At 70.5% G+C, this 24,824-nt stretch carries 17 protein-coding genes and 1 tRNA gene; 11 read left to right on the forward strand and 7 right to left on the reverse strand.

What is annotated here, in order from left to right; all coding sequences use genetic code 11:
* The first annotated feature begins 64 nt into the window (after positions 1-64).
* The 11 genes from ACZ6KO_RS14100 (at position 65) to ACZ6KO_RS14150 (ending at position 14,260) form a co-directional block, all read left to right on the forward strand.
* Positions 65-137 (forward strand) — tRNA-Trp (locus ACZ6KO_RS14100).
* A gap of 105 nt (positions 138-242) precedes the next feature.
* Positions 243-524 (forward strand): preprotein translocase subunit SecE, encoded by a 282-nt coding sequence (gene secE, locus ACZ6KO_RS14105; RefSeq protein ID WP_401452313.1) that lies wholly within the window; start codon positions 243-245, stop codon positions 522-524.
* 84 nt (positions 525-608) lie between these two features.
* Positions 609-1,517: a transcription termination/antitermination protein NusG gene (gene nusG, locus ACZ6KO_RS14110; RefSeq protein WP_469304262.1), complete on the forward strand. Its 909-nt coding sequence runs from the start codon at positions 609-611 to the stop codon at positions 1,515-1,517.
* A gap of 170 nt (positions 1,518-1,687) precedes the next feature.
* On the forward strand, positions 1,688-2,122 hold the full coding sequence (gene rplK, locus ACZ6KO_RS14115) for a 50S ribosomal protein L11 (protein WP_469304263.1): 435 nt from the start codon (positions 1,688-1,690) through the stop codon (positions 2,120-2,122).
* Between the two features lie 112 nt (positions 2,123-2,234).
* A complete protein-coding gene (gene rplA / locus ACZ6KO_RS14120; protein WP_469304264.1) occupies positions 2,235-2,963 on the forward strand; it encodes a 50S ribosomal protein L1 in 729 nt (242 codons plus the stop codon).
* 177 nt (positions 2,964-3,140) lie between these two features.
* On the forward strand, positions 3,141-4,037 hold the full coding sequence (locus ACZ6KO_RS14125) for an SCO4651 family lipoprotein (RefSeq protein ID WP_469304265.1): 897 nt from the start codon (positions 3,141-3,143) through the stop codon (positions 4,035-4,037).
* 44 nt (positions 4,038-4,081) lie between these two features.
* Positions 4,082-4,909: an SCO4651 family lipoprotein gene (locus tag ACZ6KO_RS14130; RefSeq protein ID WP_469304266.1), complete on the forward strand. Its 828-nt coding sequence runs from the start codon at positions 4,082-4,084 to the stop codon at positions 4,907-4,909.
* A gap of 271 nt (positions 4,910-5,180) precedes the next feature.
* Positions 5,181-5,711 carry a 50S ribosomal protein L10 gene (gene rplJ, locus ACZ6KO_RS14135; RefSeq protein WP_401452325.1) on the forward strand — a complete coding sequence of 177 codons (531 nt, stop codon included), beginning with the start codon at positions 5,181-5,183 and terminating at the stop codon, positions 5,709-5,711.
* Between the two features lie 110 nt (positions 5,712-5,821).
* Positions 5,822-6,205, forward strand: a complete 384-nt coding sequence (gene rplL, locus ACZ6KO_RS14140; RefSeq protein ID WP_469304267.1) for a 50S ribosomal protein L7/L12 — start codon at positions 5,822-5,824, stop codon at positions 6,203-6,205.
* A gap of 577 nt (positions 6,206-6,782) precedes the next feature.
* Entirely contained in the window at positions 6,783-10,265 is a 3,483-nt protein-coding gene (gene rpoB, locus ACZ6KO_RS14145) for a DNA-directed RNA polymerase subunit beta (RefSeq protein ID WP_469304268.1), read from the forward strand.
* 95 nt (positions 10,266-10,360) lie between these two features.
* Positions 10,361-14,260 carry a DNA-directed RNA polymerase subunit beta' gene (locus ACZ6KO_RS14150; RefSeq protein ID WP_469304269.1) on the forward strand — a complete coding sequence of 1,300 codons (3,900 nt, stop codon included), beginning with the start codon at positions 10,361-10,363 and terminating at the stop codon, positions 14,258-14,260.
* A gap of 83 nt (positions 14,261-14,343) precedes the next feature.
* On the opposite strand, the gene ACZ6KO_RS14155 is transcribed toward ACZ6KO_RS14150, so the two are convergent.
* The 7 genes from ACZ6KO_RS14155 to ACZ6KO_RS14185 form a co-directional block, all read right to left on the reverse strand.
* The gene (locus ACZ6KO_RS14155; RefSeq protein ID WP_469304270.1) at positions 14,344-15,990 is read right to left on the reverse strand and encodes a M48 family metalloprotease; all 1,647 of its coding nucleotides are present in this window, start codon (positions 15,988-15,990) and stop codon (positions 14,344-14,346) included.
* A gap of 23 nt (positions 15,991-16,013) precedes the next feature.
* Positions 16,014-16,586 (reverse strand): Pycsar system effector family protein, encoded by a 573-nt coding sequence (locus tag ACZ6KO_RS14160; RefSeq protein ID WP_469304271.1) that lies wholly within the window; start codon positions 16,584-16,586, stop codon positions 16,014-16,016.
* The gene (locus ACZ6KO_RS14165) at positions 16,583-18,223 is read right to left on the reverse strand and encodes a hypothetical protein (RefSeq protein ID WP_469304272.1); all 1,641 of its coding nucleotides are present in this window, start codon (positions 18,221-18,223) and stop codon (positions 16,583-16,585) included. The genes ACZ6KO_RS14160 and ACZ6KO_RS14165 overlap by 4 nt, the downstream gene beginning before the upstream one ends.
* 55 nt (positions 18,224-18,278) lie before the next feature.
* Complete coding sequence (locus ACZ6KO_RS14170; RefSeq protein WP_469304273.1) at positions 18,279-20,495, reverse strand: hypothetical protein; 2,217 nt, start codon at positions 20,493-20,495, stop codon at positions 18,279-18,281.
* Complete coding sequence (locus ACZ6KO_RS14175; protein ID WP_469304274.1) at positions 20,492-21,313, reverse strand: hypothetical protein; 822 nt, start codon at positions 21,311-21,313, stop codon at positions 20,492-20,494. The genes ACZ6KO_RS14170 and ACZ6KO_RS14175 overlap by 4 nt, the downstream gene beginning before the upstream one ends.
* Before the next feature lie 145 nt (positions 21,314-21,458).
* Positions 21,459-22,169: a Crp/Fnr family transcriptional regulator gene (locus tag ACZ6KO_RS14180; RefSeq protein WP_469304275.1), complete on the reverse strand. Its 711-nt coding sequence runs from the start codon at positions 22,167-22,169 to the stop codon at positions 21,459-21,461.
* A gap of 84 nt (positions 22,170-22,253) precedes the next feature.
* Entirely contained in the window at positions 22,254-24,767 is a 2,514-nt protein-coding gene (locus ACZ6KO_RS14185; protein ID WP_469304276.1) for a YfhO family protein, read from the reverse strand.
* Positions 24,768-24,824 lie beyond the last annotated feature (57 nt).

Raw genomic sequence — 24,824 nt, forward strand, 5'->3', positions numbered from 1 at the left:
CCAGCCGCTCCACATGGCGGGCACTTAGTGCACCCGCCCGGATGCGGTAGGTTGGGGGACGCAAAGGGTCGTAGCTCAATTGGTAGAGCACTGGTCTCCAAAACCAGCGGTTGGGGGTTCGAGTCCCTCCGGCCCTGCTCCACACTCCTTCGCCGGATGTGTGCGCAGGTACGTACTTCGATGCACCGCCGTGCGGCTCAACCGGGCGCGGCACGGCCATGACCCGGATTCAGGTGAGAGACGTGACGGACGCCCTGGGCTCCATCGACATGCCTGATGCCGAGGACGAGACCCGCGAGAAGAAGACCCGCAAGGGCGGCAAGCGCGGCAAGAAGGGCCCCTTCGGCCGTCTCGCGCTGTTCTACCGCCAGGTCGTGGCGGAGCTGCGCAAGGTCGTCTGGCCGACTCGCAGTCAGCTGACGACGTACACCACCGTGGTGATTGTCTTCGTGCTCGTCATGATCGGTCTGGTTACCGTGATTGACTATGGGTTCCAGGAAGCCATCAAGTTCGTCTTCGGCTGATCCCCGCGGAGGGCGGCGCCTTGATGGGTGCCGCCCGTTTTCGCATGTTCCACCACCTTTTGTATCCAGGAAGAAGCAGCCACCGTGTCTGACCCGAACCTGAACGTGAGCCACGACTCCGTCGAGTCCGTCGAGGACGAGCTCGGCATCGTCGAGGCGGCGGACGCTGTGGACCCTGACGAGGCCGGGATCGCCGACGCCGACGAGGCCGGCACCCCCGCCGAGGAAGCCGCGCTGCACGTCGAGGCCGACGTCGATGACGCCGACGAGGACGTCGAGGCCGACGCCGACGACGAGGCCGCGGCGGACGAGAACGTCGTCGCCGAGGCCGCCGAGGCCGAGGTCGAGGAGGCTCCGGAGGAGCCCGCCGAGCCCGTCGACCCGATCCAGGCCCTGCGCGACGAGCTGCGCCTGCTCCCCGGCGAGTGGTACGTGATCCACACCTACGCCGGCTACGAGAAGCGCGTGAAGGCGAACCTCGAGCAGCGCGCCGTCTCGCTGAACGTCGAGGAGTTCATCTACCAGGCCGAGGTGCCCGAGGAAGAGATCGTCCAGATCAAGAACGGCGAGCGCAAGAACGTCCGGCAGAACAAGCTGCCCGGCTACGTGCTCGTCCGCATGGATCTGACGAACGAGTCCTGGGGCGTCGTCCGCAACACCCCCGGTGTCACCGGCTTCGTGGGCAACGCGTACGACCCGTACCCGCTGACCCTGGACGAGATCGTCAAGATGCTCGCCCCGGAGGCCAAGGAGAAGGCCGAGAAGGCCGCCGCCGAGGCCGCCGGTCTGCCGGCGCCCGCCGTCAAGCGCACCATCGAGGTCCTGGACTTCGAGGTCGGCGACTCGGTCACCGTCACCGACGGCCCGTTCGCGACGCTGCAGGCGACCATCAACGAGATCAACCCCGACTCGAAGAAGGTCAAGGGCCTCGTCGAGATCTTCGGCCGCGAGACCCCGGTCGAGCTCAGCTTCGACCAGATCCAGAAGAACTGATCCAGATCTTCTAGACCTACAGTTTCCGGACAGGTCAGACAGCCCTCGCGGGCGGTCTGACCTGCTCGGTTTTCAGCCCCGCACCCATACCCGCTATCGTGGTGCGGTATGCCTCCATCCGGATGACCGGTTGGCGGCTGGAAAACTCTCACTAGGACCCGGAGAGAGCAATGCCTCCCAAGAAGAAGAAGGTCACGGGGCTTATCAAGCTCCAGATCAAGGCCGGTGCGGCCAACCCGGCCCCGCCGGTCGGCCCCGCGCTGGGTCAGCACGGCGTCAACATCATGGAGTTCTGCAAGGCCTACAACGCCGCGACCGAGTCGCAGCGTGGCATGGTCGTGCCGGTGGAGATCACGGTCTACGAGGACCGTTCCTTCACCTTCGTGACCAAGACTCCGCCGGCCGCGAAGCTGATCCTCAAGGCCGCAGGTGTGGACAAGGGCTCCGGCGAGCCGCACAAGACCAAGGTTGCCAAGCTCACCGGCGACCAGGTCCGCGAGATCGCCACCCTGAAGATGCCCGACCTGAACGCCAATGACCTCGACGCCGCGTCGAAGATCATCGCCGGCACCGCCCGTTCCATGGGCATCACGGTCGAGGGCTGATCAGCCCGGTCATCCGGTGGTAGCCGGAGAACCGGTTACCGCTCTCAGTGGTAGGACCACGCGCTGGTCCGCACCACGACTCCACACCTGAAGCACGTACACAGGAGCAGAAGTGAAGCGCAGCAAGAACCTCCGCGCTGCGGACGCCAAGGTCGACCGGGAGAAGCTGTACGCCCCGCTCGAGGCCGTCCGTCTCGCCAAGGAGACCTCCACCACCAAGTTCGACGCCACCGTCGAGGTTGCCTTCCGCCTGGGTGTCGACCCGCGCAAGGCCGACCAGATGGTCCGCGGCACCGTGAACCTTCCGCACGGCACCGGCAAGACCGCCCGGGTCCTGGTCTTCGCGACCGGTGACCGTGCTGCGGCCGCGGAGGCCGCCGGCGCCGACATCGTCGGCAACGACGAGCTGATCGACGAGATCGCCAAGGGCAACCGCCTGAACGAGTTCGACGCGGTCGTCGCCACCCCGGACCTCATGGGCAAGGTCGGCCGCCTCGGTCGCGTGCTCGGTCCCCGTGGCCTGATGCCCAACCCGAAGACGGGCACCGTCACCATGGACGTGGCGAAGGCTGTCACGGACATCAAGGGCGGCAAGATCGAGTTCCGCGTCGACAAGCACTCGAACCTGCACTTCATCATCGGCAAGGTTTCCTTCTCCGACGAGAAGCTGGTCGAGAACTACGGCGCGGCCCTGGACGAGATCCTTCGTCTGAAGCCGTCCGCCGCCAAGGGCCGGTACATCAAGAAGGCGTCCATCACCACCACGATGGGCCCCGGTATCGCGCTCGACTCGAACCGCACCCGGAACCTCCTCGTCGAGGAGGACCCGGCCGCGGTCTGAGCCCCACCGGCTCACTGAGTGGCTGAACGGGCCCTCACCCCTTCCCGGGGTGGGGGCCCGTTTCCGTTTCCGTTTCCGTACGTACCCCTCACACCCTGCCCGACAGGAACAAATGTGCGCAGCACACCTGTCCCGCGTAAGGTCGTCCAAGACCAACGATCAAGGGGGGGCTCAGTCATGAGCACGCAGATCCGGAGCAAGACCGTCGGCGCCGTCCTGGCCGCCGTACTCCTCGCGGGCGGGGCCACGGCGTGTGAGGACGGCAAGAAGGCCGAGGGCGCCAAGGCCGCCGGTACGGGCGCCTCCGCCGCGCCCTCGCAGAGCGCCGCGGCCAAGGGCGGAGCGGCCCAGGCCACCCCCGCCGCCTTCCTGGAGAAGGTCCGCAAGGGTTCCGAGGAGATCACCTCGCTGCGCTACTCCATGAGCGGCCAGTCCGAGGGCCAGGCCATGACGGGCGAGGCGGCCATGCGCATCAAGCCCGATCTCGCCATGAGCATGAAGATGGCCGACCCGGCCACGCCCACCGAGCAGGTCGAGATCGTCATGCTCGACGGCGCGATGTACCTCGGCTCCGAGGGCAAGTACCTCAAGTTCGACCTCAAGGCGCTGGGGGCCGACCCGAACGCCCTCAAGAAGCTGGACTCCGCCGGGGGCGGCTCCAAGGACGGCGAGAACCCGGGAGACCGCGCGAACGAGCTGCTCGGGGCCCAGGACCTCAAGACGGTCGGCGAGGAGACCATCGACGGGGTCAAGACCACGCACGTGACCGGCACCGTCACCCTGGAGCAGATGCGCGCCTCGCTGGCCACGGCCACCCCGGCCGCCCGCGAGCGCCAGGAGCGCCAGATCACCAAGCTGGAGGCCCAGGGCATCAAGAGCCTGGCCATGGACATGTGGATCGACGAGACCCACCACACCAAGCAGGTCCGCACCCGCGGCGACGCCAACAAGGGTCCGCTCGACATGACCATCAAGTTCCTCGACTACAACAAGCCGGTCGAGATCACCGCGCCGCCGGCCGACCAGGTCGTCGACCTCGCGGCGATGATGAAGGAAGGCGGCGCCGGGGCCTGACAGGCCCGGCCGCGCACGACGTTCCACGTATGGGGGAGAAGTACATGCACCAGGCTGTCTGGACGCGAGCCGGGGCCGCCGTCATCGGCGCCACCCTGCTCGTGGGCGGCCTCACGGCCTGCGGCGGCGACAAGGCCGGCGCGGGCAAGGCGGACGGGGGCGGCCGGGCATCGGCCGCCGCCGAGAAGCCCTCGGAGGCCGTCAAGGCCTCCTACCTGAAGACCGTCGGGGCGAAGTTCGCCAAGGCGGAGATCTCGACCACCGAGCCGGACGGCAAGGTCGTGACGCAGTCGGGCACCAAGGGGTGGTACCCCTCCAGCCACGACCTGGTCGTGAAGAGCGCCGGGAAGCCGGACTCCCGCTCGGTCATGATCTCCGACCTGGTCTGGACCCAGATGGAGAAGCCGGTCGGCGGCAAGCCCTGGATGAAGATGGACCTGTCCAGCGGGGGCAAGCCCGGCGTCCGGCTGAACGAGGACCCGGCCGAGTACCTGGCGATGCTGCTGGACCAGGACAACCTCGGCCACGTCGGCACCGAGAAGACCGAAGGCGTGGAAGCCGAGCACTACCGGGGCTCCTACACGCTGGACGAGCTGCTCAAGGCCGACCAGGTGAGCAAGGTCATGCCGGACGACCGGCGCAAGGCCCTCCAGGCCGCACTGGAGAAGGCCCAGGTCAAGACGTACGGCTTCGACGTGTGGATCGGCAAGGACGGCTACCCCGTCCGCGTCGACACGGCCCTGACCGACGAGAAGGGCACCGCGAAGACCACGGCGAAGTTCACCGGGTTCGGTACGCCGCCGGCCGTCCAGGCCCCGCCGGCGGACCAGGTGGCCGACTTCGACGAGGTCATGAAGGGCCTCGGCGGCTGACGCGCCCCGGCCCCGGCCGGCCGATTTGCTCGGCCGCGGCCGGTTCGCGTACGCTTCCCCGGAAGCCAAAGACCGCTGGTCGTTGCTGTGCCCCCCTCGGGCGCGGTGGCCGAAGGATCCGTTGACGACGGACGACCCGCGCAGGTGACTGTGGAAAGCTCCTGGATCTCACCATCCGGTCGAGCTACGCCCCGTGCGCCTGCGCCGGGGCGTTTCGTTCGTTCAGCCCCTTCTGAGCGGTCCTCATCACCCGGAAGGAGGCGAACGCACCATGCCGACGCCCAACAAGGCTGCATCGGTGGCCGAGCTCAAGGACGCGTTCCAGAGCTCCAACGCCGCCGTGCTGACCGAGTACCGGGGTCTCACCGTCGCGCAGCTCAAGACGCTGCGTCGCTCCCTCGGTGAGAACGCCCAGTACGCCGTGGTGAAGAACACGCTGACCAAGATCGCGGCCAATGAGGCCGGGATCACCGCGCTGGACGAGCACTTCGCTGGTCCGACCGCGGTCGCCTTCATCACCGGTGACCCGGTGGAGTCGGCGAAGGCTCTGCGTGACTTCGCCAAGGAGAACCCGAACCTCATCATCAAGGCCGGTGTCCTTGACGGTAAGGCTCTCTCCGCCGACGACATCAAGAAGCTTGCGGACCTCGAGTCCCGCGAGGTTCTGCTCAGCAAGCTGGCCGGCGCGTTCAAGGGCAAGCAGTCCCAGGCTGCCTCGCTCTTCCAGGCGCTGCCGTCGAAGTTCGTCCGCACCGCGGAAGCGCTTCGCGTCAAGCTCGCCGAGCAGGGCGGTGCCGAGTAATTCGGCTCGCGCATTGATCCGCGCCGCCTAGTGCGCGGGTCGCAGCGGGCCGTTACGCCCGCCTCTCTATACATCCGGCACCTGCCGAATTAGTGGAAGGATCGCCCATCATGGCGAAGCTCTCTCAGGAAGACCTCCTCGCCCAGTTCGAGGAGATGACCCTCATCGAGCTCTCCGAGTTCGTGAAGGCCTTCGAGGAGAAGTTCGACGTCACCGCCGCCGCGGCCGTCGCCGTTGCCGGCCCCGCCGCGGGTGGCCCGGCCGCCGAGCCCGAGGAGGAGAAGGACGAGTTCGACGTCATCCTCACCGGCGCCGGCGACAAGAAGATCCAGGTCATCAAGGTCGTGCGCGAGCTGACCTCCCTGGGTCTGAAGGAGGCCAAGGACCTCGTCGACGGCACCCCGAAGCCGGTCCTCGAGAAGGTCAACAAGGAGGCCGCTGAGAAGGCCGCCGAGTCCCTCAAGGCTGCCGGTGCGGCCGTCGAGGTCAAGTAACACCTCCGAGGCCGCCTGACGGCCTCTGACGAAGGGCGATCACCCGTAAGGGTGGTCGCCCTTCGGCGTCTCCGCAGTGCCTGGTTTGCCCTGCTCTCGTTGAGGAGTAGGGTGATCTTCATTGCCCCTGCGGGCGGTCCCGGTGATGATCCGCACGGAGCAGGGGGCCTTGACGAACGGCACGCGGCGCGCAATTCTCAGTCCCGTCGTGAGGTCGGGCGAGGTCGATCCGGATCCGAGGCATGGATCGACTACGAAGAGGGCAGTATCCATACGCGCTCCGTGTACGCGGGGCCGCAGCGTTGGAACGCAGGGTTGGTTTGAATAACAGTGGGGAAGGCCTGTTGCCGGACTCCGGAAACCTGGTCTGGACATCAGTGAGCCAAGTGGCTACACTGACCCTTTGCGCTGCCTGTTAGCTGCCCCCTGCCCGTCGCCAGGGGCATGCCCACGCTGAAGCACATTGGACCGAACGTCTCTGACCTGGCCTTTTAAGCCAGATCGGGACCGTCTGTCTCTGTGAATGGCTGGGACCGGTACGCGCGTAGTGAGTCCGAGCCCTCGGAAGGACCCCCTCTTGGCCGCCTCGCGCAACGCCTCGACCAATACGAACAACGGCGCCAGCACCGCCCCGCTGCGCATCTCCTTTGCAAAGATCAAGGAGCCCCTCGAGGTTCCGAACCTCCTGGCGCTGCAGACCGAGAGCTTTGACTGGCTGCTCGGCAATGCCGCCTGGAAGTCTCGCGTCGAGTCGGCGCTCGAGAGCGGACAGGACGTCCCCACCAAGTCCGGTCTGGAAGAGATCTTCGAGGAGATCTCGCCGATCGAGGACTTCTCCGGGTCGATGTCGCTGACCTTCCGCGACCACCGGTTCGAGCCGGCGAAGAACTCCGTCGACGAGTGCAAGGAGCGCGACTTCACGTTCGCGGCGCCGCTCTTCGTCACGGCCGAGTTCACGAACAACGAGACCGGTGAGATCAAGTCTCAGACGGTCTTCATGGGCGACTTCCCGCTCATGACCAACAAGGGCACCTTCGTGATCAACGGCACCGAGCGTGTCGTCGTGTCGCAGCTGGTGCGCTCCCCCGGTGTCTACTTCGACTCCTCCATCGACAAGACGTCCGACAAGGACATCTTCTCCGCCAAGATCATCCCGTCCCGGGGTGCCTGGCTGGAGATGGAGGTCGACAAGCGCGACATGGTCGGCGTCCGTATCGACCGCAAGCGCAAGCAGTCCGTCACCGTCCTCCTGAAGGCTCTCGGCTGGACCACCGAGCAGATCCTCGAGGAGTTCGGCGAGTACGAGTCCATGCGCGCCACCCTGGAGAAGGACCACACCCAGGGCCAGGACGACGCGCTGCTCGACATCTACCGCAAGCTGCGTCCGGGCGAGCCGCCGACCCGTGAGGCCGCGCAGACGCTGCTCGAGAACCTCTACTTCAACCCGAAGCGCTACGACCTCGCGAAGGTCGGCCGCTACAAGGTGAACAAGAAGCTCGGCGCCGACGAGCCGCTCGACGCCGGTGTGCTCACCACCGACGACGTCATCGCGACGATCAAGTACCTGGTCAAGCTGCACGCGGGCGAGACCGAGACGATCGGCGAGAACGGCAACCAGATCGTCGTCGAGACCGACGACATCGACCACTTCGGCAACCGTCGTCTGCGCAACGTCGGCGAGCTCATCCAGAACCAGGTCCGCACGGGTCTGGCTCGTATGGAGCGCGTCGTGCGCGAGCGCATGACCACGCAGGACGTCGAGGCGATCACGCCGCAGACCCTGATCAACATCCGGCCGGTCGTCGCCTCCATCAAGGAGTTCTTCGGCACCAGCCAGCTGTCGCAGTTCATGGACCAGAACAACCCGCTGTCGGGCCTGACCCACAAGCGCCGCCTGTCGGCGCTGGGCCCCGGCGGTCTGTCCCGTGAGCGGGCCGGCTTCGAGGTCCGTGACGTGCACCCGTCGCACTACGGCCGCATGTGCCCGATCGAGACCCCTGAAGGCCCGAACATCGGTCTGATCGGCTCGCTCGCCTCCTACGGCCGCGTCAACGCGTTCGGCTTCGTCGAGACGCCGTACCGCAAGGTCGTCGACGGCCAGGTCACCGACGAGGTCGACTACCTGACCGCGGACGAGGAAGACCGCTTCGTCATCGCCCAGGCCAACGCCGGCCTGTCCGAGGACCTGCGCTTCACCGAGAACCGCGTGCTGGTCCGCCGCCGTGGCGGCGAGATCGACTACATCGCCGGCGACGACGTCGACTACATGGACGTCTCCCCGCGCCAGATGGTGTCCGTCGCGACCGCGATGATCCCCTTCCTCGAGCACGACGACGCCAACCGTGCCCTCATGGGCGCGAACATGATGCGCCAGGCCGTTCCGCTCATCAAGGCGGAGGCCCCGCTCGTCGGCACCGGCATGGAGTACCGCTGCGCGGTCGACGCCGGTGACTCGATCAAGGCGGAGAAGGACGGTGTCGTCCAGGAGGTCTCGGCCGACTACATCACCGTCGCCAACGACGACGGCACGTACACCACGTACCGCGTCGCCAAGTTCTCCCGCTCCAACCAGGGCACCTCGGTCAACCAGAAGGTGATCGTCAACGAGGGCGACCGCATCGTCGAGTCGCAGGTCCTCGCCGACGGCCCGGCGACCGAAGAGGGCGAGATGGCCCTCGGCAAGAACCTGCTCGTGGCGTTCATGCCGTGGGAGGGCCACAACTACGAGGACGCGATCATCCTGTCGCAGCGCCTCGTGCAGGACGACGTCCTCTCCTCGATCCACATCGAGGAGCACGAGGTCGACGCCCGTGACACCAAGCTCGGCCCCGAGGAGATCACCCGGGACATCCCGAACGTCTCCGAGGAGGTCCTCGCCGACCTCGACGAGCGCGGCATCATCCGCATCGGTGCGGACGTCGTCGCCGGCGACATCCTGGTCGGCAAGGTCACCCCGAAGGGTGAGACCGAGCTGACCCCGGAGGAGCGCCTGCTCCGCGCGATCTTCGGTGAGAAGGCCCGCGAGGTGCGTGACACCTCGCTCAAGGTCCCCCACGGTGAGATCGGCAAGGTCATCGGCGTCCGCGTCTTCGACCGCGAGGAGGGCGACGAGCTTCCTCCGGGCGTGAACCAGCTGGTCCGCGTCTACGTCGCCCAGAAGCGCAAGATCACCGACGGTGACAAGCTCGCCGGCCGCCACGGCAACAAGGGTGTCATCTCCAAGATCCTTCCGATCGAGGACATGCCGTTCCTCGAGGACGGAACCCCGGTCGACATCATCCTCAACCCGCTGGGTGTCCCGTCCCGAATGAACCCGGGACAGGTCCTGGAGATCCACCTCGGCTGGCTCGCCAGCCGCGGCTGGGACGTCTCCGGCCTCGCGGACGAGTGGGCGCAGCGCCTCCAGGCGATCGGCGCCGACAAGGTCGAGCCCGGTACGAACGTCGCCACCCCGGTGTTCGACGGTGCCCGCGAGGACGAGCTGGCCGGTCTGCTCCAGCACACGATCCCGAACCGCGACGGCGAGCGCATGGTGCTCCCGACCGGTAAGGCGCGCCTGTTCGACGGCCGCTCCGGCGAGCCGTTCCCGGACCCGATCTCGGTCGGGTACATGTACATCCTCAAGCTGCACCACCTGGTCGACGACAAGCTCCACGCCCGTTCGACCGGTCCGTACTCGATGATCACGCAGCAGCCGCTGGGTGGTAAGGCGCAGTTCGGTGGTCAGCGCTTCGGTGAGATGGAGGTGTGGGCGCTCGAGGCGTACGGCGCCGCGTACGCCCTCCAGGAACTCCTGACGATCAAGTCCGACGACGTGACCGGCCGCGTGAAGGTCTACGAGGCCATCGTCAAGGGCGAGAACATCCCCGAGCCGGGCATTCCCGAGTCCTTCAAGGTGCTCATCAAGGAAATGCAGTCGCTCTGCCTCAACGTGGAGGTGCTGTCCTCGGACGGCATGTCCATCGAGATGCGCGACACCGACGAGGACGTCTTCCGCGCGGCGGAGGAGCTCGGTATCGACCTGTCCCGGCGCGAGCCGAGCAGCGTCGAAGAGGTCTGACGGGCCTGGCCGGGGGATCGCGGAGATCCCCCGGCCGCCCCGGGACCGTTCAGACCATGATTGAGACTCGACCCCGAAAGAGGGATTGACGCACAGTGCTCGACGTCAACTTCTTCGACGAGCTGCGGATCGGCCTTGCCACCGCGGACGACATCCGAACCTGGTCGCACGGCGAGGTCAAGAAGCCGGAGACCATCAACTACCGCACCCTGAAGCCCGAAAAGGACGGACTCTTCTGCGAGAAGATCTTCGGTCCGACCCGGGACTGGGAGTGCTACTGCGGCAAGTACAAGCGTGTCCGCTTCAAGGGCATCATCTGTGAGCGCTGTGGCGTCGAGGTCACGCGCGCCAAGGTGCGCCGTGAGCGGATGGGCCACATCGAGCTCGCCGCTCCCGTCACCCACATCTGGTACTTCAAGGGCGTCCCGTCGCGCCTGGGCTACCTGCTGGACCTCGCGCCGAAGGACCTCGAGAAGGTCATCTACTTCGCCGCGTACATGATCACGTTCGTCGACGACGAGCGCCGCCAGCGCGACCTGCCGTCGCTGGAGGCCCACGTCTCCGTCGAGCGCCAGCAGATCGAGAACCGCCGCGACGCCGACCTCGAGGGCCGTGCCAAGAAGCTCGAGAGCGACCTGGCCGAGCTCGAGGCCGAGGGTGCCAAGGCCGACGTGCGCCGCAAGGTGCGCGAGGGCGCCGAGCGCGAGATGAAGCAGCTGCGCGACCGCGCCCAGCGCGAGATCGACCGTCTCGACGAGGTGTGGAACCGCTTCAAGAACCTCAAGGTCCAGGACCTCGAGGGCGACGAGCTGCTCTACCGCGAGCTGCGCGACCGCTTCGGCACGTACTTCGACGGCTCGATGGGTGCCGCGGCGCTGCAGAAGCGCCTGGAGTCCTTCGACCTCGAGGAGGAGGCCGAGCGCCTCCGCGAGATCATCCGTACCGGCAAGGGCCAGAAGAAGACCCGTGCGCTCAAGCGCCTCAAGGTCGTCTCCGCGTTCCTGCAGACCAGCAACAGCCCCAAGGGCATGGTGCTCGACTGCGTGCCGGTCATCCCGCCGGACCTGCGTCCGATGGTGCAGCTGGACGGTGGCCGCTTCGCGACCTCCGACCTGAACGACCTGTACCGCCGTGTGATCAACCGCAACAACCGCCTGAAGCGCCTTCTCGACCTCGGTGCCCCCGAGATCATCGTGAACAACGAGAAGCGCATGCTCCAGGAGGCGGTCGACGCCCTCTTCGACAACGGCCGTCGTGGTCGCCCGGTGACGGGCCCCGGCAACCGTCCGCTGAAGTCCCTCAGCGACATGCTGAAGGGCAAGCAGGGTCGATTCCGTCAGAACCTTCTCGGTAAGCGTGTGGACTACTCCGCGCGTTCCGTGATCGTCGTCGGTCCGCAGCTGAAGCTGCACCAGTGCGGTCTGCCCAAGGCCATGGCGCTGGAGCTCTTCAAGCCGTTCGTGATGAAGCGCCTGGTCGACCTGAACCACGCGCAGAACATCAAGTCGGCCAAGCGCATGGTCGAGCGCGGCCGCACCGTCGTGTACGACGTCCTCGAAGAGGTCATCGCCGAGCACCCGGTGCTGCTGAACCGTGCGCCCACGCTGCACCGCCTCGGCATCCAGGCCTTCGAGCCGCAGCTGGTCGAGGGCAAGGCCATCCAGATCCACCCGCTCGTCTGCACCGCGTTCAACGCGGACTTCGACGGTGACCAGATGGCCGTCCACCTGCCGCTCTCCGCGGAGGCGCAGGCCGAGGCCCGCATCCTGATGCTGTCCTCGAACAACATCCTCAAGCCGGCCGACGGCCGTCCGGTCACGATGCCGACCCAGGACATGGTCCTCGGTCTGTTCTTCCTGACCACCGACGGTGAGCTGCGCGACACCAAGGGCGAGGGCCGGTTCTTCGGCTCCACCGCCGAGGCGATCATGGCGTTCGACGCCGGCGAGCTCGCGCTCCAGTCGTCGGTCGACATCCGCTTCCCCGTGGGCACCATTCCGCCGCGCGGCTGGGTCGCCCCGGTCGCCGAGGAGGGTGAGCAGGAGTTCCAGCCGGGCGACAGCTTCCGTCTGAAGACCACGCTGGGCCGTGCGCTCTTCAACGAGCTGCTTCCCGAGGACTACCCGTTCGTCGACTACTCGGTGGGCAAGAAGCAGCTCTCCGAGATCGTCAACGACCTGGCGGAGCGCTACCCCAAGGTCATCGTGGCGGCGACGCTCGACAACCTGAAGGCGGCCGGCTTCCACTGGGCGACCCGTTCCGGTGTCACCGTGGCCATCTCCGACGTCGTCGTGCCCGAGGCCAAGAAGGCCATCGTCGCGGGCTACGAGGCGCAGGACGAGAAGGTCCAGAAGCAGTACGAGCGCGGTCTGATCACCAAGGACGAGCGCACGCAGGAGCTCATCGCGATCTGGACCAAGGCGACCAACGAGGTTGCCGAGGCGATGAACGCGAACTTCCCCAAGACGAACCCCATCTTCATGATGGTTGACTCGGGTGCCCGAGGAAACATGATGCAGATGCGACAGATCGCCGGTATGCGTGGTCTGGTGTCGAACGCGAAGAACGAGACCATCCCGCGTCCGATCAAGGCGTCCTTCCGTGAGGGCCTCACCGTTCTGGAGTACTTCATCTCCACGCACGGTGCCCGTAAGGGTCTGGCGGACACCGCCCTGCGTACCGCCGACTCGGGTTACCTGACCCGTCGTCTGGTGGACGTCTCGCAGGACGTGATCATCCGCGAGGAGGACTGCGGCACCGAGCGCGGCCTGAAGCTGAAGATCGCCGTCCGCGGCGAGGACGGCGTCCTGCGCAAGGCCGACGACGTCGAGACCTCCGTGTACGCCCGCATGCTGGCCGAGGACGTCGTCATCGACGGCAAGGTCATCGCGCCGGCCAACGTGGACCTCGGTGACGTCCTGATCGACGCGCTGGTCGCCAACGGCGTCGAGGAGGTCAAGACCCGCTCGGTCCTGACCTGTGAGTCCGCGGTCGGCACCTGTGCCTTCTGCTACGGACGCTCGCTCGCCACCGGCAAGCTGGTCGACATCGGTGAGGCGGTCGGCATCATCGCCGCCCAGTCCATCGGTGAGCCCGGTACCCAGCTGACGATGCGTACCTTCCACACCGGTGGTGTGGCCGGTGACGACATCACCCAGGGTCTGCCCCGTGTCGTCGAGCTCTTCGAGGCCCGTACCCCGAAGGGTGTCGCCCCGATCTCCGAGGCCGCCGGCCGCGTGCGGATCGAGGAGACCGAGAAGACCAAGAAGATCGTCATCACCCCCGATGACGGTTCGGACGAGACCGCGTTCCCGATCTCGAAGCGTGCGCGCCTCGAGGTCGGCGAGGGTGACCACGTCGAGGTGGGCCAGAAGCTCACCGCGGGTGCCACCAACCCGCACGACGTGCTGCGCATCCTCGGCCAGCGCGCGGTCCAGGTCCACCTGGTCGGCGAAGTCCAGAAGGTCTACAACTCGCAGGGCGTGTCGATCCACGACAAGCACATCGAGATCATCATCCGGCAGATGCTGCGCCGCGTGACGATCATCGAGTCGGGCGACGCCGAGCTGCTCCCGGGCGAGCTCGTCGAGCGTTCGCGCTTCGAGTCCGAGAACCGTCGTGTGGTCACCGAGGGCGGTCACCCCGCCTCCGGCCGTCCGCAGCTGATGGGTATCACCAAGGCCTCGCTGGCGACCGAGTCGTGGCTGTCGGCGGCGTCCTTCCAGGAGACGACCAGGGTCCTGACCGACGCGGCGATCAACGCCAAGTCGGACTCCCTGATCGGCCTCAAGGAGAACGTCATCATCGGTAAGCTCATCCCGGCCGGTACGGGTCTGTCCCGCTACCGCAACATCCGGGTGGAGCCCACCGAGGAGGCCAAGGCCGCGATGTACTCGGCCGTCGGCTACGACGACATCGACTACTCGCCCTTCGGCACCGGCTCCGGCCAGGCTGTCCCGCTGGAGGACTACGACTACGGCCCGTACAACGGCTGAGGTCGGCAGTAGCTGAGACGCATACAGGGCGGTCACCCCTCACGGGGTGGCCGCCCTGTGGCGTTTCCGGGTGCCGCGGCCCGTCAGCGGGGCTGGAGGTACGGCTGGAGGTGGTGCAGCCGGGTCCGGTGGTCGGGGTGGGTGGAGAGCATCCGGGCGAGCGTGCCGGGCTCGTCGAAGGCCTTGCCCGTCTGGGCCATCAGCTGGCGCTTCTCCTCCTGCTCGGCGGCCATCAGGTCGTAGAGCATCTGGGAGAGCTCCGGTGCGAAGCCGAGACCGGCGGCGTTGGCGTCGGCGCGGAGCTCGGCGCGGCGGCCGACGGCGGCCATGAAGTACGGCATGACCAGCAGGAGCAGGGGCAGGCCGAACGTCGCGGTGATGGTCGCCAGGGTGATCGCGCCGACGGTGAGGATCAGGACGCCGGCCGCGAGGTAGGAGAAGAAGCTGGTGAAGCGGATCACGAAGACCGTCACGACCGTGATGATCCGCCAGGCGACCCGGCCGGGCAGCCCGTACCACCAGCCGAGCAGCCCGGACCAGGCGTGGCCGCCGGTGTGGTGCCCGAGCTCATGGGCGAGGACGGCGGCGAGCTGGCCCCGGGGGAGCTTGTCCAGGGCGAAGCGGGTGACACCGACGATGTGGCCGGCGGCGGCGTACGCGTTGACGTGCTCGCTGTCCTCGATCCACAGCTCGTAGCGGCGGCCGTCGATGCCGGCGCGGGCGGTCACCTCGTGCCAGATCGGCGTCAGCGCGGCGAGCTCCTGGGGGAGCGGGCGCTGGAGGCGCAGCAGGTGGCGGGCGAAGAAGTCCTCGCTGGGCCGGTGGAAGACGAGGGCGCCGGAGGCGATCCAGAGGAGGGCGGGCAGCCAGGCGGGGATGCCGGTGATCGCTTCCAGGATGGCGGCGGCGAGCAGCACGACGAACAGGCTCATCAGGAACCCGGGGATGTGCAGGGCGAGCTGCCCGAAGGCGGTGGCGTCGGTGCTGCGCTGCTGGGCCTTGTAGTGGACCCGGGTCCCGGGGGTGTGCTGGTAGTCGATGTCGTCGGCGGGGGCGGCGGCGTGCGGGTGCGGCTGCGCCGGGGCGCCGGTGGGAGGCGCGGCCGGGGGTGCCGTCTGGGGCGGGAGCTGGGGCGGGATGTGCGGGACCTGCGGGGGCTGTGAGGCGTACGGGGCCTGCACGGGGGCCTGTGGAGCCTGGTAGGCCTGCGGGGCCTGCGATGCCTGGGGGTACGCCGGTGGTGCGGCCGGGTAGGGATGCGGCTGCGCCGGGGGCGCCGCCGGGTACGCGGGCGGTGCCTGGGTGTGGGCGGGCTGGGCCGCGGTCGGGTATGCCGGTGGTGCCTGGGTGTGGGGTTGGGCCGGGTACGCGGGCGGTGCCTGGGTGTGGGGCTGGGTCGGGTACGCGGGCGGTGCCTGGGTGTGGGGTTGGGTCGGGTAAGCGGGCGGTGCCTGGGTGTGGGGTTGGGTCGGGTACGCGGGCGGTGCCTGGGTGTGGGGTTGGGTCGGGTACGCGGGCGGTGCCTGGGTGTGGGGCTGCGTCGGGTACGCGGGCGGTGCCTGCGGCTGCGGGGTGGCCGGGTACGCGGGCGGCTGCGGGGCGGCGTCGTACGCCTGCGGATCCGGCTGCTCCGGGTAGGACGGGGCCTGCGGGTACTCGGGCGGCTTGGGCGGCGCCTGGCGGGCCGGCGGCTGCGGGTGCTGCGGGTCGGGTTCGGGTGGCTGTTGCATGGTCATCCTTCTTGGTGGGGACGTCAGCCCAGGAGCAGGGCGGCGGGCAGCAGGGCCGCGCCGATGACGAAGGCCAGCAGGCCCGCACGGATCCACTGGTGCTTGCGGGTGGCGATCCGGCTGTTCTCCGCGAGTGCCGCCATGAGCGAGGCGGCCGGGTCGCGGTCGGTCGCGGCGAGCGCTTCCGCGAGGCGGCCCTGACGGACCGCGGACCGGATGTCGCCGAAGTAGGAGAGCGGGCTGCCCGGACGCCACTCGGCCGCGCGGTAGCGGGGCAGGACGGCGAGCAGGAGGGCGGGCAGGGCGAGCGTGAGCGCGGTGATCCCGGCCCACCACACGACGGTGCCGGGCGTGGAGAGCACCGCCGGCCGCCAGCCGCGGCCGGCGAGCAGGGCGCCGACGACCCCGGCGGTCATGCCGAGGGCGCCGACCAGCACGGAGGCCTTGCTGTCGGCGCGGGCTATCTCGGCGCGGAGGTCGGTGAGCAGCCGGGTGGCGGCGTCGGTCCCGGGGGCCGGGGCCGGGGCCGGAGTCGGCGGCTGGGCCGACGACGGTGGTTCGACCGTGGCCGGGGGCGCGGGGGCGGACTCGGTCACCGGTTCTCCTGCTGGGCCTCGGTGTCCTCGGCCCGGTCCGCGTCGTCCTGCGGCTCGGCGCCCTCCGGGCGTACGGGCGCCTGCCCGTACCCGGGCGGCGGCTGCCAGGCCGGGAACGTGGCGGGCGGCCCGGCGTGCGGCGGTGCCGGGGGAGTTCCCGGCCGCGGCGGGGCGGCCGCCGGGCCGCCGTACGGCTGACCCGCCGGTGGGGTGGCGTACGGCGCGGGGGCGCCGGGGTGAGCGGCGTACGGCTGCGCCGGACCGGCGGCCTGCGGGCCGCCGTAGGGGGCGGGTGCGGGTGGGCCGCCGTAGGGCCGGGCCGGGTCGGTGGCCTGCGGCGGGCCGTAGGACGGGGCGCCGCCCGGGGCCGCCGGCTGGCCGGGGGCCGGCGGGGCGCCGTACGGCTGGGGCTGGCCGGGGGCCGGCGGCGGGCCGTACGGCTGCGCCGGGTCGGCGGGGGCGGGCTGGCCAGGCGGCAGGCCGGCGTGCGGCTGCGACGGGTCGGGGGCGTACGGCTGCGACGGGTCCGGGGCGTGCGGCTGGGACGGGTCCAGCGCGAAGGGCTGGCCGGTGGTGACCCCCGGGAGGCGCTGGGTCAGGATGTCGTTCACCGCCTGGAGGGCCAGTGCCTTGGGGCCCTCCAGCTCGAAGTTCTCCGCGCCGTCCGCGCCCAGCAGCTGGCCGACCAGGCCCATCTGGGCCTGGATCAGCCGCAGCTGGTCCTCGCGCATGCTGTTCATGACCAGCGCCGAGTCCTCCGGGTGCGACGCCAGGTGCAGCGCCCACTGGTGCACCCCGCCCTGCTCCAGGTGGAACTGGTAGAACGCGATCTTCTGCGCCTCGATCTGCTGCCGCTCGATCTCGTACTTCCCGCGCAGCAGCGCCTGCTCCTGCTCCCAGTGCTGCCGCTGGAGCTCCAGCTCGTGCTGCTGGCGGCCGTACTCCATGCCCCGCCCGGCCATCAGCACGTCCTGCTGCCGGCCGCGCGCGTCCACCGAGACGTCCACGTCCGCGCCCCGCTGCTGCGTGAGGATCTCCTCGTCCGCCGCGTGGCCGATGGCCTGGAGGCGCCGCTGGTGGTCGATGTTGTCCTGGTCGCGGCGCAGCCGTACGGTCCACGCGACCTTCAGGCCCGCCGCCTCGCCCAGCGCCCCGCGGGCCCGTACCGCGTCGAGCAGGCCCGCCTCCGCCGCCGCGCTCTCCGCGATCGCGAAACCCCGGGTCACGGGCCGGGCCGCCTGCTCCAGCTCGCCCAGCAGCAGCCGCGGCACGTCCCGGCAGCCGCTGCGGACGAACTGCGCCGGGTCCGCCACCTGCCAGTCGAGTTCGAGGACGGCCTCGAACTCCAGCGCGTCGTTGTCACTGGGCAGCCGGATCTCCATGCGGACCGGGTGGATGCCCATGTCCACCTCGTACACGGCCGTGTAGCGCTTGGTGGAGCTCGGCCGGGCCGGCGGCAGGTACGCCTCGAAGGTGCCCTTGGGGGTCGTGTACACGGCGGCGTAGTCGATGCGCGTCGGCGCTCTGCGGGCCACCTCGAACCGGCCCAGCTGCCGGACGGTGATCACCGGGTCGATCAACGCGCTGTGGCGGTGAGCGTGTTGATCCCACTCGGGTGGGCGACGGAAGTCGGCCATGGTACGGATCTCCTTGGTGGTACTGAGGGGAGGGGCGGAGCGGGTTGTCGTGTCGTCAGTGCTGCGGGAGGACCGTCCGCAGCCGGGCCGCGACGGCCACCGGGGTGCCGTCGTCGGCCAGGAGGGTGCGCAGCAGGTAGTCCAGCCGCCGGTACTCCTCGGACGTGCCGACGAGCAGGGGCAGCAGCGCGGCCAGCGCCCACTCGGCCGCCGCGTCCCGGCCGGCGCTGAGCACCCAGCGGCGCAGCACCCGCTGGGCGTGCGGGGTCGTCGTGCGGTCGCCCAGCGCGTCGCGCCAGAGCCCGGCGATGCCGGCGGCGGCCTCCGACCGGTCGCCCGCGGCGCGCGCGTACCAGTCCAGGACCAGCGGACGCCCGTACTCCGTGTCCTTCTCGGTGCGTTCGCAGGCACCCAGGAAGCCGCTGACGGCCAGGGCGTGCACGGCGGGGTCGTCCTCCTTGGTGCGCGCGAGCTCCGCGAGGACGAGATCGCCGGCCTCGGAGAGCAGGAGCAGCCCGAACGCCATGGCGATCTCGGCCAGCAGCAGCGGGTTCGGCGGGTGGTCCGCCTCGTCCTGGGCGCGGACCGCGCCGCGCAGCGCGGCGATGGTCTCCACCGGGCGCTCCGGGCCGATCAGTCCCTGCGCGCGGATCGCGACCCAGCTGCGGCGGGCGTTCTCGCCGCGGCGGCACCAGTCGTCGATGATCCGCGGGATGTTGGCAACGCCGATGCCGTGCGCGAACCACAGGGCGCTGACGGCCACGAGCCGGTGGCGGTAGTTCTCCGACACCGCCCACGGCTCGATGACCAGCGCCATCGCGGACGGCAGGTCGGTGTACGCGAGGACGGCCACGGTGGACGCGGCCCGGGTGCGCACCAGCGGGCGGCCGTCGGCGGCGAGCACCTGGAGCCAGCCGATCAGGGCCGGCCGGGCGGAGGGGTGCTCGGTCCACACCACGCGCAGCAGGACCGACCAGGCGCGTTCGTCCTCGAAGGCGGCCATGACCTGGCTGACCGGGCCCCACTCGGAATGTTCCTCCACCTCCTCGTAGAGGCGGGCGCGGGCCAGTTGCAGCCGCTTGCCCATGTGCGTGCCGAACACGGGGACGGCGGGCGGCCGGTCCGGCTGGTCGGTGTGCAGCAGGAACCCGTACAGCAGGTCGCTGAGTTCGGCGGTCAGGGTGTACGGGCCGTCGTCGAAGGCGGCCAGCGCGATCAGGAACGCCTTCTCGCGCAGGTGCAGGGTGGCCTGGTCCTCCTCGAACCACTGCTGGACCTGGCGTTCGACGGTGTCGAGCGAGTACCGCTCGACATCCTCGGCGCCGGCCTGCCCGAGCTCGTGCCGCACGAGGAGGGCGGCGAAGCCGACCACCTCCCGCAGCTGGTGGGAGCGGCCCAGGAAATCGGCGACGGCGGGCAGCGCGGACAGCCGCCCGGCGGCGTCCTCGCCGGCCAGCGCGCGCAGCCGCTCGGCGAGGACGGCGCGGGCGGCGGGCGGGGTCCACGCGTGGGTGGGTACGTCGTCCAGGTGGGCGCCCGGTCCGACGGTGACGACCAGGTAGCCGTCCTCGCCGAGCCGCGCGCGCAGCGCGAGGACGTCCACGTCGCGCAGCGGACGGTCCCGGCGGGTGATCAGGTCGCAGACGACATGGCCGCGCACCCCCGCGGGCCTGCCGTCGGAGGTGGCGCCGACCTGTTCGACGAGTTCGGCGGGGGACGTGCCCCGGTCCAGGGCGTGGACGGGGGCGGCGCCGAGCCGGTGCAGCAGGGTGAGGGCGGCGGTGCGGCGGCCCGTGGAGGGGACGCCGGTGAGCACGAGCACGTGTTCGTTGCGCAACCGTTCCAGCAGCGCGTCGAAGGGGGTGCCGGCGGTGACGAAGCCGGCGGCCAGCCGCCGCAGGGTCTCCTCGGGGATCTCGCCGGTCACCTGGGCGCCGGTGCCCGAGCCCAGGTGGTAGTTGCTGACGTGGATGGCGCCGACGGTGCCCTGGTTGACGCCGAGTATCCCGCCGGAGACCCCGCCGGCCATCCGCATGACGCGGGGGCTGTGGTTGTTCAGGTCCTGGCGCAGCAGCCAGGCGTCCTGGCCGGGCTCGTCCTCGGGCGGGGTCTCCGCGTCGGCGCGCTCGCCCTCGGGCCGGGGCGCCGGCTCACCGGCGGCCCCGCCTCCCGCGCCGGCGGCCGCGGGTCCGGCTCCCGCCCCGGGGCCGGCACCCGCGGCCCCGGCCCCGGCGCCGCCCGCCGGGGCCGGGGACTGGTCCTCGCCGCTCACCGCTTCTCACCCGGAAGGGTGATGCCCGAGATGTTGCCGATGGACCCGATGGAGCCCTGGTTCACACCGATCACCCCACCGGTGACATTGCCGTGGACGGTCGCGCCGCTCTGCGCGGGCGCGGGCGCGGCGGCCGGCGCGGGTCCGGGCGGGGTGGTGCCGGTCGCGGCGGTGCCGGTCGCGGTGGCGGCCGCCGTGGTCGTCCCGGCGCCGGAGTCCCCCTCAGGCTCCGGCGCCGGGGCCCCCGTCGGCAGTGGTCCGTACAGCCAGGCGTGCAGCCGGCCGTTCTTGCTGGGAATGTCGACCGGGCAGAACTCCTCGGCCGGGATCCCCGGGTGGTTGTGGCGGACGATCCCGGCGTAGACCGGGTCGGAGACGCAGAGCGCGAAGTCGTCCGCGCGCTCGCGCAGCGCCGCTCGCAGTGGGCCGCCGTCCAGGAGCCGGCAGGCCGTGTTCAGATCGGATCCGACCCAGCCGTCGAACTCGTCGACGGCGACGAAACCGGTGGCCAGCACCGCGCGCAGGCGGATCTGGGCCGAGCTGGAGGCCAGCCGGTTCACGGCGCGCAGCTCGTGCGCGGCGTCGTGCAGCAGGGCCCGCAGCAGCGCCGGCAGCGGGGCGTTGGCGTCGATCATCACCAGGACGCCGTCGCCGCGATCGGCGCGCAGGTGCTGGGTCTGGTCGATGCCGGCCGTCCGCAGGAGGCTGTCGACGACGCCGTAGAGCATGCGCCGTAAGTAGCCCTGCTGGATGTCGTCGCGGTCGCTGAACCGCTCGATGTCGAACAGGAGCAGATTGCGGCTCACCGGGTCGGTCATGATCGCCTTTCGTGTGGGGCGTCGGCCGGGCCGGACGCGTGGGGTGCGGGAACAGCCTGCGCCCGGCAGGGGTCCGCGGTTAAGGACCGATGACGCACTCGGACTGTGACCGAGTGCACTGACGGGTCACCGCCGCACCGACGGGTCACTGCGCGCGGCCCGCGATGCGCAGCAGGATGTCCGGCCGTACGATCACCAGCGCCCGGCGCCCGGTGATCACGACCCCCCGGTCGCGCAGTTCCTTGAGCTTGCGCTGGACCATCTCGCGGGAGGCCCCGACGGCCCCCGCCAGCTCCTCCTTGGTCAGCGGAACCGTCAGCTCCACGCCCTCGTCGGTGCGTCTGCCGTGGGTGCGGGCCAGGTCGAGGAGGAGGACGGCGAGACGGGCGCGTACGTCCATGGAGGCGAACTCCAGCCGCCGCTGGTCGGCGGCACGGGTACGGTCGGCGGCCAGGCCGAGCAGGGTGAGGGAGACCCGCGGTGAGCGGGCCAGGAAGTCGCGGAAGCGCTCGTGCTCGACGGCGACGGCGCGTACGGGCTCCAGCGCGGTCACGGTGGCCGAGCGCGGCCGTCCGGTCAGGGCGGCGGACTCCCCGAGGATGTCGCCGGGCCCGCGCAGGGCCAGCAGGGCCTGGTAGCCGTTGGCGGCGGAGGCGGTGACCTTGGTCCAGCCGGTGAGGATCAGCAGGACGTGGCTGGAAGCGTCGTTCTGGTGGATCAGCGGAGCCCGGGGTGCGAACGTGAGCTCGCGGCCGAGCTCACGTAACGCCGTGCCGTCCTCGTGTTCGAGCCGGGCGAGGAACGGGACCCGGTCGTCCAGCCCGCCGTCGCCCGGGAGATGTGCTGCCGCAGCCATGCCGCCCCCCGTTCATCAGGCGGGTCAATGTACTGACCGAGGGGCGCGCGCGGTCACCGGAATACCGGAATTGGAACCGGCCCGTCACCCGGTGTGCACGGCGTGTTCGGTGCGCCGGCTCCGGCGGCGGCCCGCGACCGTCACCGACAGCAGCACCAGCGCCGCCAGGGCGCCGCCGGCCAGCCCCGCGCGCAGCCCCGGCGGCGCGAAGGTGCACGAGACCTTCCCGGTGCCGGGGGCCAGGTCGACGGCGACCAGCCCGTGGAAGGACCTCACGGGCGCGGAGCACGTCCAGCCCGGGACGTCGGTCATCGCGAACACGGCGGTGCCGGCCGCGCCCGCGGGCAGGGTGGCCTCGATGCCGTGGCCGCCGGCCCGTACGGAGGTGGCGCCGGTGGCGGTCAGCCGCCGCACGGCCGCGTCCAGCCGCGGCCGGTCCAGGCAGCCCACCGGGTGCGCGCCCGCGTCGCCCGCGCTTCCGGTGCGCACCGTGACGTCGACGCGCCCGGAGGCGGGAACGGTGCCGAGTGCGATCACGCCCGTCATCCGCTCCTCCAGGCGGTACTCCTTGCCGCCGGCCAGCGCGGTGCCCTCCAGGGCGGGGGAGAACCAGTACGCCTCGGAGCCGGGCGTGCACGCGGCGGCGTACGTCCGCTCGGTGCCGGAGCCGCCGCGGGTGACGGCCGGGACCTGGTACACCGCGCTGCCCAGGACGTTCTCCTGGCGGGCGTAGACGCTGTCGGCCGGCAGCGCCGAGGTGAAGGGCGCGCTGCGGACCGTGACCAGCGGGGGCGCGGGGAAGCGGGTGGCGGTCCAGGAGTCCGGGGCGGTGCCGGGCCGGACCCGGGCGCCGATGGCGAAGATGGCGTCCAGCACCGGGTTGTCGGCGCCGAAGAAGGTCCGGCCGTCGTTCTTGAAGCCGTAGCCCAGCGGCTCCAGGGTCCGGAAGGTCGCCTCCGGCAGGTAGCTGCTGTAGTACTGCGGGCCCTCGGCGCGCAGCGCCAGCGCGTCGTTGTACGAGGTCTGCGGGCTGCCCGAGTCGGTGCGGTACGCCGGCCAGCCCCCCGCCTCCCGGACCGCCGCGAGGTGGTGGGTGATGGAGGCGCTCGCGGTGACCGCGGTGCCCGCCCAGTTCTCGCGCGAACGCCTCGCGTCCGCGCCGGCCGCGGCCAGCGTGGACTCGGCGAGGACCACGCCGGTCATCAGCACGGCCGCCACCGGGAGCAGGGCGCGGCGGCGCCCGGACAGCGCGAGCAGGACCAGGGCCAGCAGCGAGAGGGCGCCGCCGCCCAGGACGGCGTACCAGGTGTGGCCGTCGAAGTCGTCGGTGTGCCGCAGTACGAAGGCCGCCACCACCAGCAGCGCGGCCGGGACCGCCACGTGCAGCGGGCGCGGGCGGTTCGCCAGCGCCAGCCAGGCCACGATCACCAGCAGCCCGCTGAAGACGAACGCCTCGCGGTAGGGATTGCCGTTCGGCACCGCCAGGCCGTGCCAGACGTACTGGGTCGCCGGGATCTGTAAGGAGGCCGCGACCGCCACGACCGCCGCCGCCCACACCAGCCGGGTCCGCGCCGCGATCGCGCTGTTCAGGACGAACGCCCCGGCCAGGATCAGACCGAGGGAGGCGACGTAGAGCCGGGGCCGGCCGCCCCACAGATGGGTGGCCGGGAGCATGCCGGTCAGGAAGGCATCCAGCCGGACCGGGTCGAAGGAGGCGGCCCTCGTCGGCTGCGCGGCGCCGCTGGCCAGGAACGACGGCAGGAGCAGCGGCAGGGTCAGGAGGATGCCGGTGCCCGTCGCCGTACCGGCCCGCCACAGGGCCCGCAGCCGCTGCCGCCCGGTCAGGTCCAGCACGGTCAGCCGGACGGCCAGCAGCACGGCCGCCGCCATCGTGGCCATCATCGCGGTGTAGAAGTTGCCGGACCAGGCGAGCGCGACGAGCGCGGCCGCGGCCGGCCAGCGCCGCTCCCGCAGGCACCACTCCACGGCGATCCCCAGCATCGGCAGCGCGGCCAGGCCCCACAGCCACATCGGGATGTACGAGGCGTCGCTCAGCGCCCACCCGCACAGCCCGTACGTCGCCCCGAGCACCCCCCGCTGCCACCACGGCCCGGGCACCAGCCGGCCCAGGTAGACCGTCATCAGCGCGGCCGCCAGGGCCATGGTCAGCGGGGTCAGCGCGAAGACGGCCAGGTCCACGTGGTGCCGGGGGACCAGGACGGTCAGCCAGGACAGCGGACTGCCGAGGTAGGTGGCGTAGTCCGCCAGGAACTGCTGGCCGAAGCCGCTCCGCCAGCTGAACAGCACGTCACCGGCGGCCTGCCCGTGCGCCAGGTCCCACAGCGCCCGGTGGAAGGGCACGTACTGGTTGGCCTGGTCGTTGATGGCCCGGCCGGTGGGGCCGAAGGGATAGGTGCCGCGCCAGGCCCAGGCCGCGCAGGACGCCGTCGCGGTGATCACCGCGGCGAGGAGGGGTCCGTACAGCCGGCGCGACCGTCTCCCGAGCCCCCGCGGGCGGCCGGGCGGCGTACCGCCGCGGCCCGTGGTCGCTGCACGGTCGGTGGGCGGGGTGCCGACGGCCGCCGACTCCGCTGCCACGGTCCCCAATGTCTGCTCCCTGCTGATCGGTTGCGCGGACCTGGTGCAACGGGCCAG

This window comes from Streptomyces sp. NPDC042102, assembly GCF_055582305.1.

Bases quoted from the DNA above. Each gene is read 5' to 3' on its own strand.
- ACZ6KO_RS14155 (WP_469304270.1), bottom strand. From the start codon at position 15,990: ATGCAACAGCCACCCGAACCCGACCCGCAGCACCCGCAGCCGCCGGCC.
- ACZ6KO_RS14165 (WP_469304272.1), bottom strand. From the start codon at position 18,223: ATGGCCGACTTCCGTCGCCCACCCGAGTGGGATCAACACGCTCACCGC.
- ACZ6KO_RS14175 (WP_469304274.1), bottom strand. From the start codon at position 21,313: ATGACCGACCCGGTGAGCCGCAATCTGCTCCTGTTCGACATCGAGCGG.
- ACZ6KO_RS14130 (WP_469304266.1), top strand. From the start codon at position 4,082: ATGCACCAGGCTGTCTGGACGCGAGCCGGGGCCGCCGTCATCGGCGCC.
- rplL (WP_469304267.1), top strand. From the start codon at position 5,822: ATGGCGAAGCTCTCTCAGGAAGACCTCCTCGCCCAGTTCGAGGAGATG.
- ACZ6KO_RS14180 (WP_469304275.1), bottom strand. From the start codon at position 22,169: ATGGCTGCGGCAGCACATCTCCCGGGCGACGGCGGGCTGGACGACCGG.
- rplJ (WP_401452325.1), top strand. From the start codon at position 5,181: ATGCCGACGCCCAACAAGGCTGCATCGGTGGCCGAGCTCAAGGACGCG.
- rplK (WP_469304263.1), top strand. From the start codon at position 1,688: ATGCCTCCCAAGAAGAAGAAGGTCACGGGGCTTATCAAGCTCCAGATC.
- ACZ6KO_RS14125 (WP_469304265.1), top strand. From the start codon at position 3,141: ATGAGCACGCAGATCCGGAGCAAGACCGTCGGCGCCGTCCTGGCCGCC.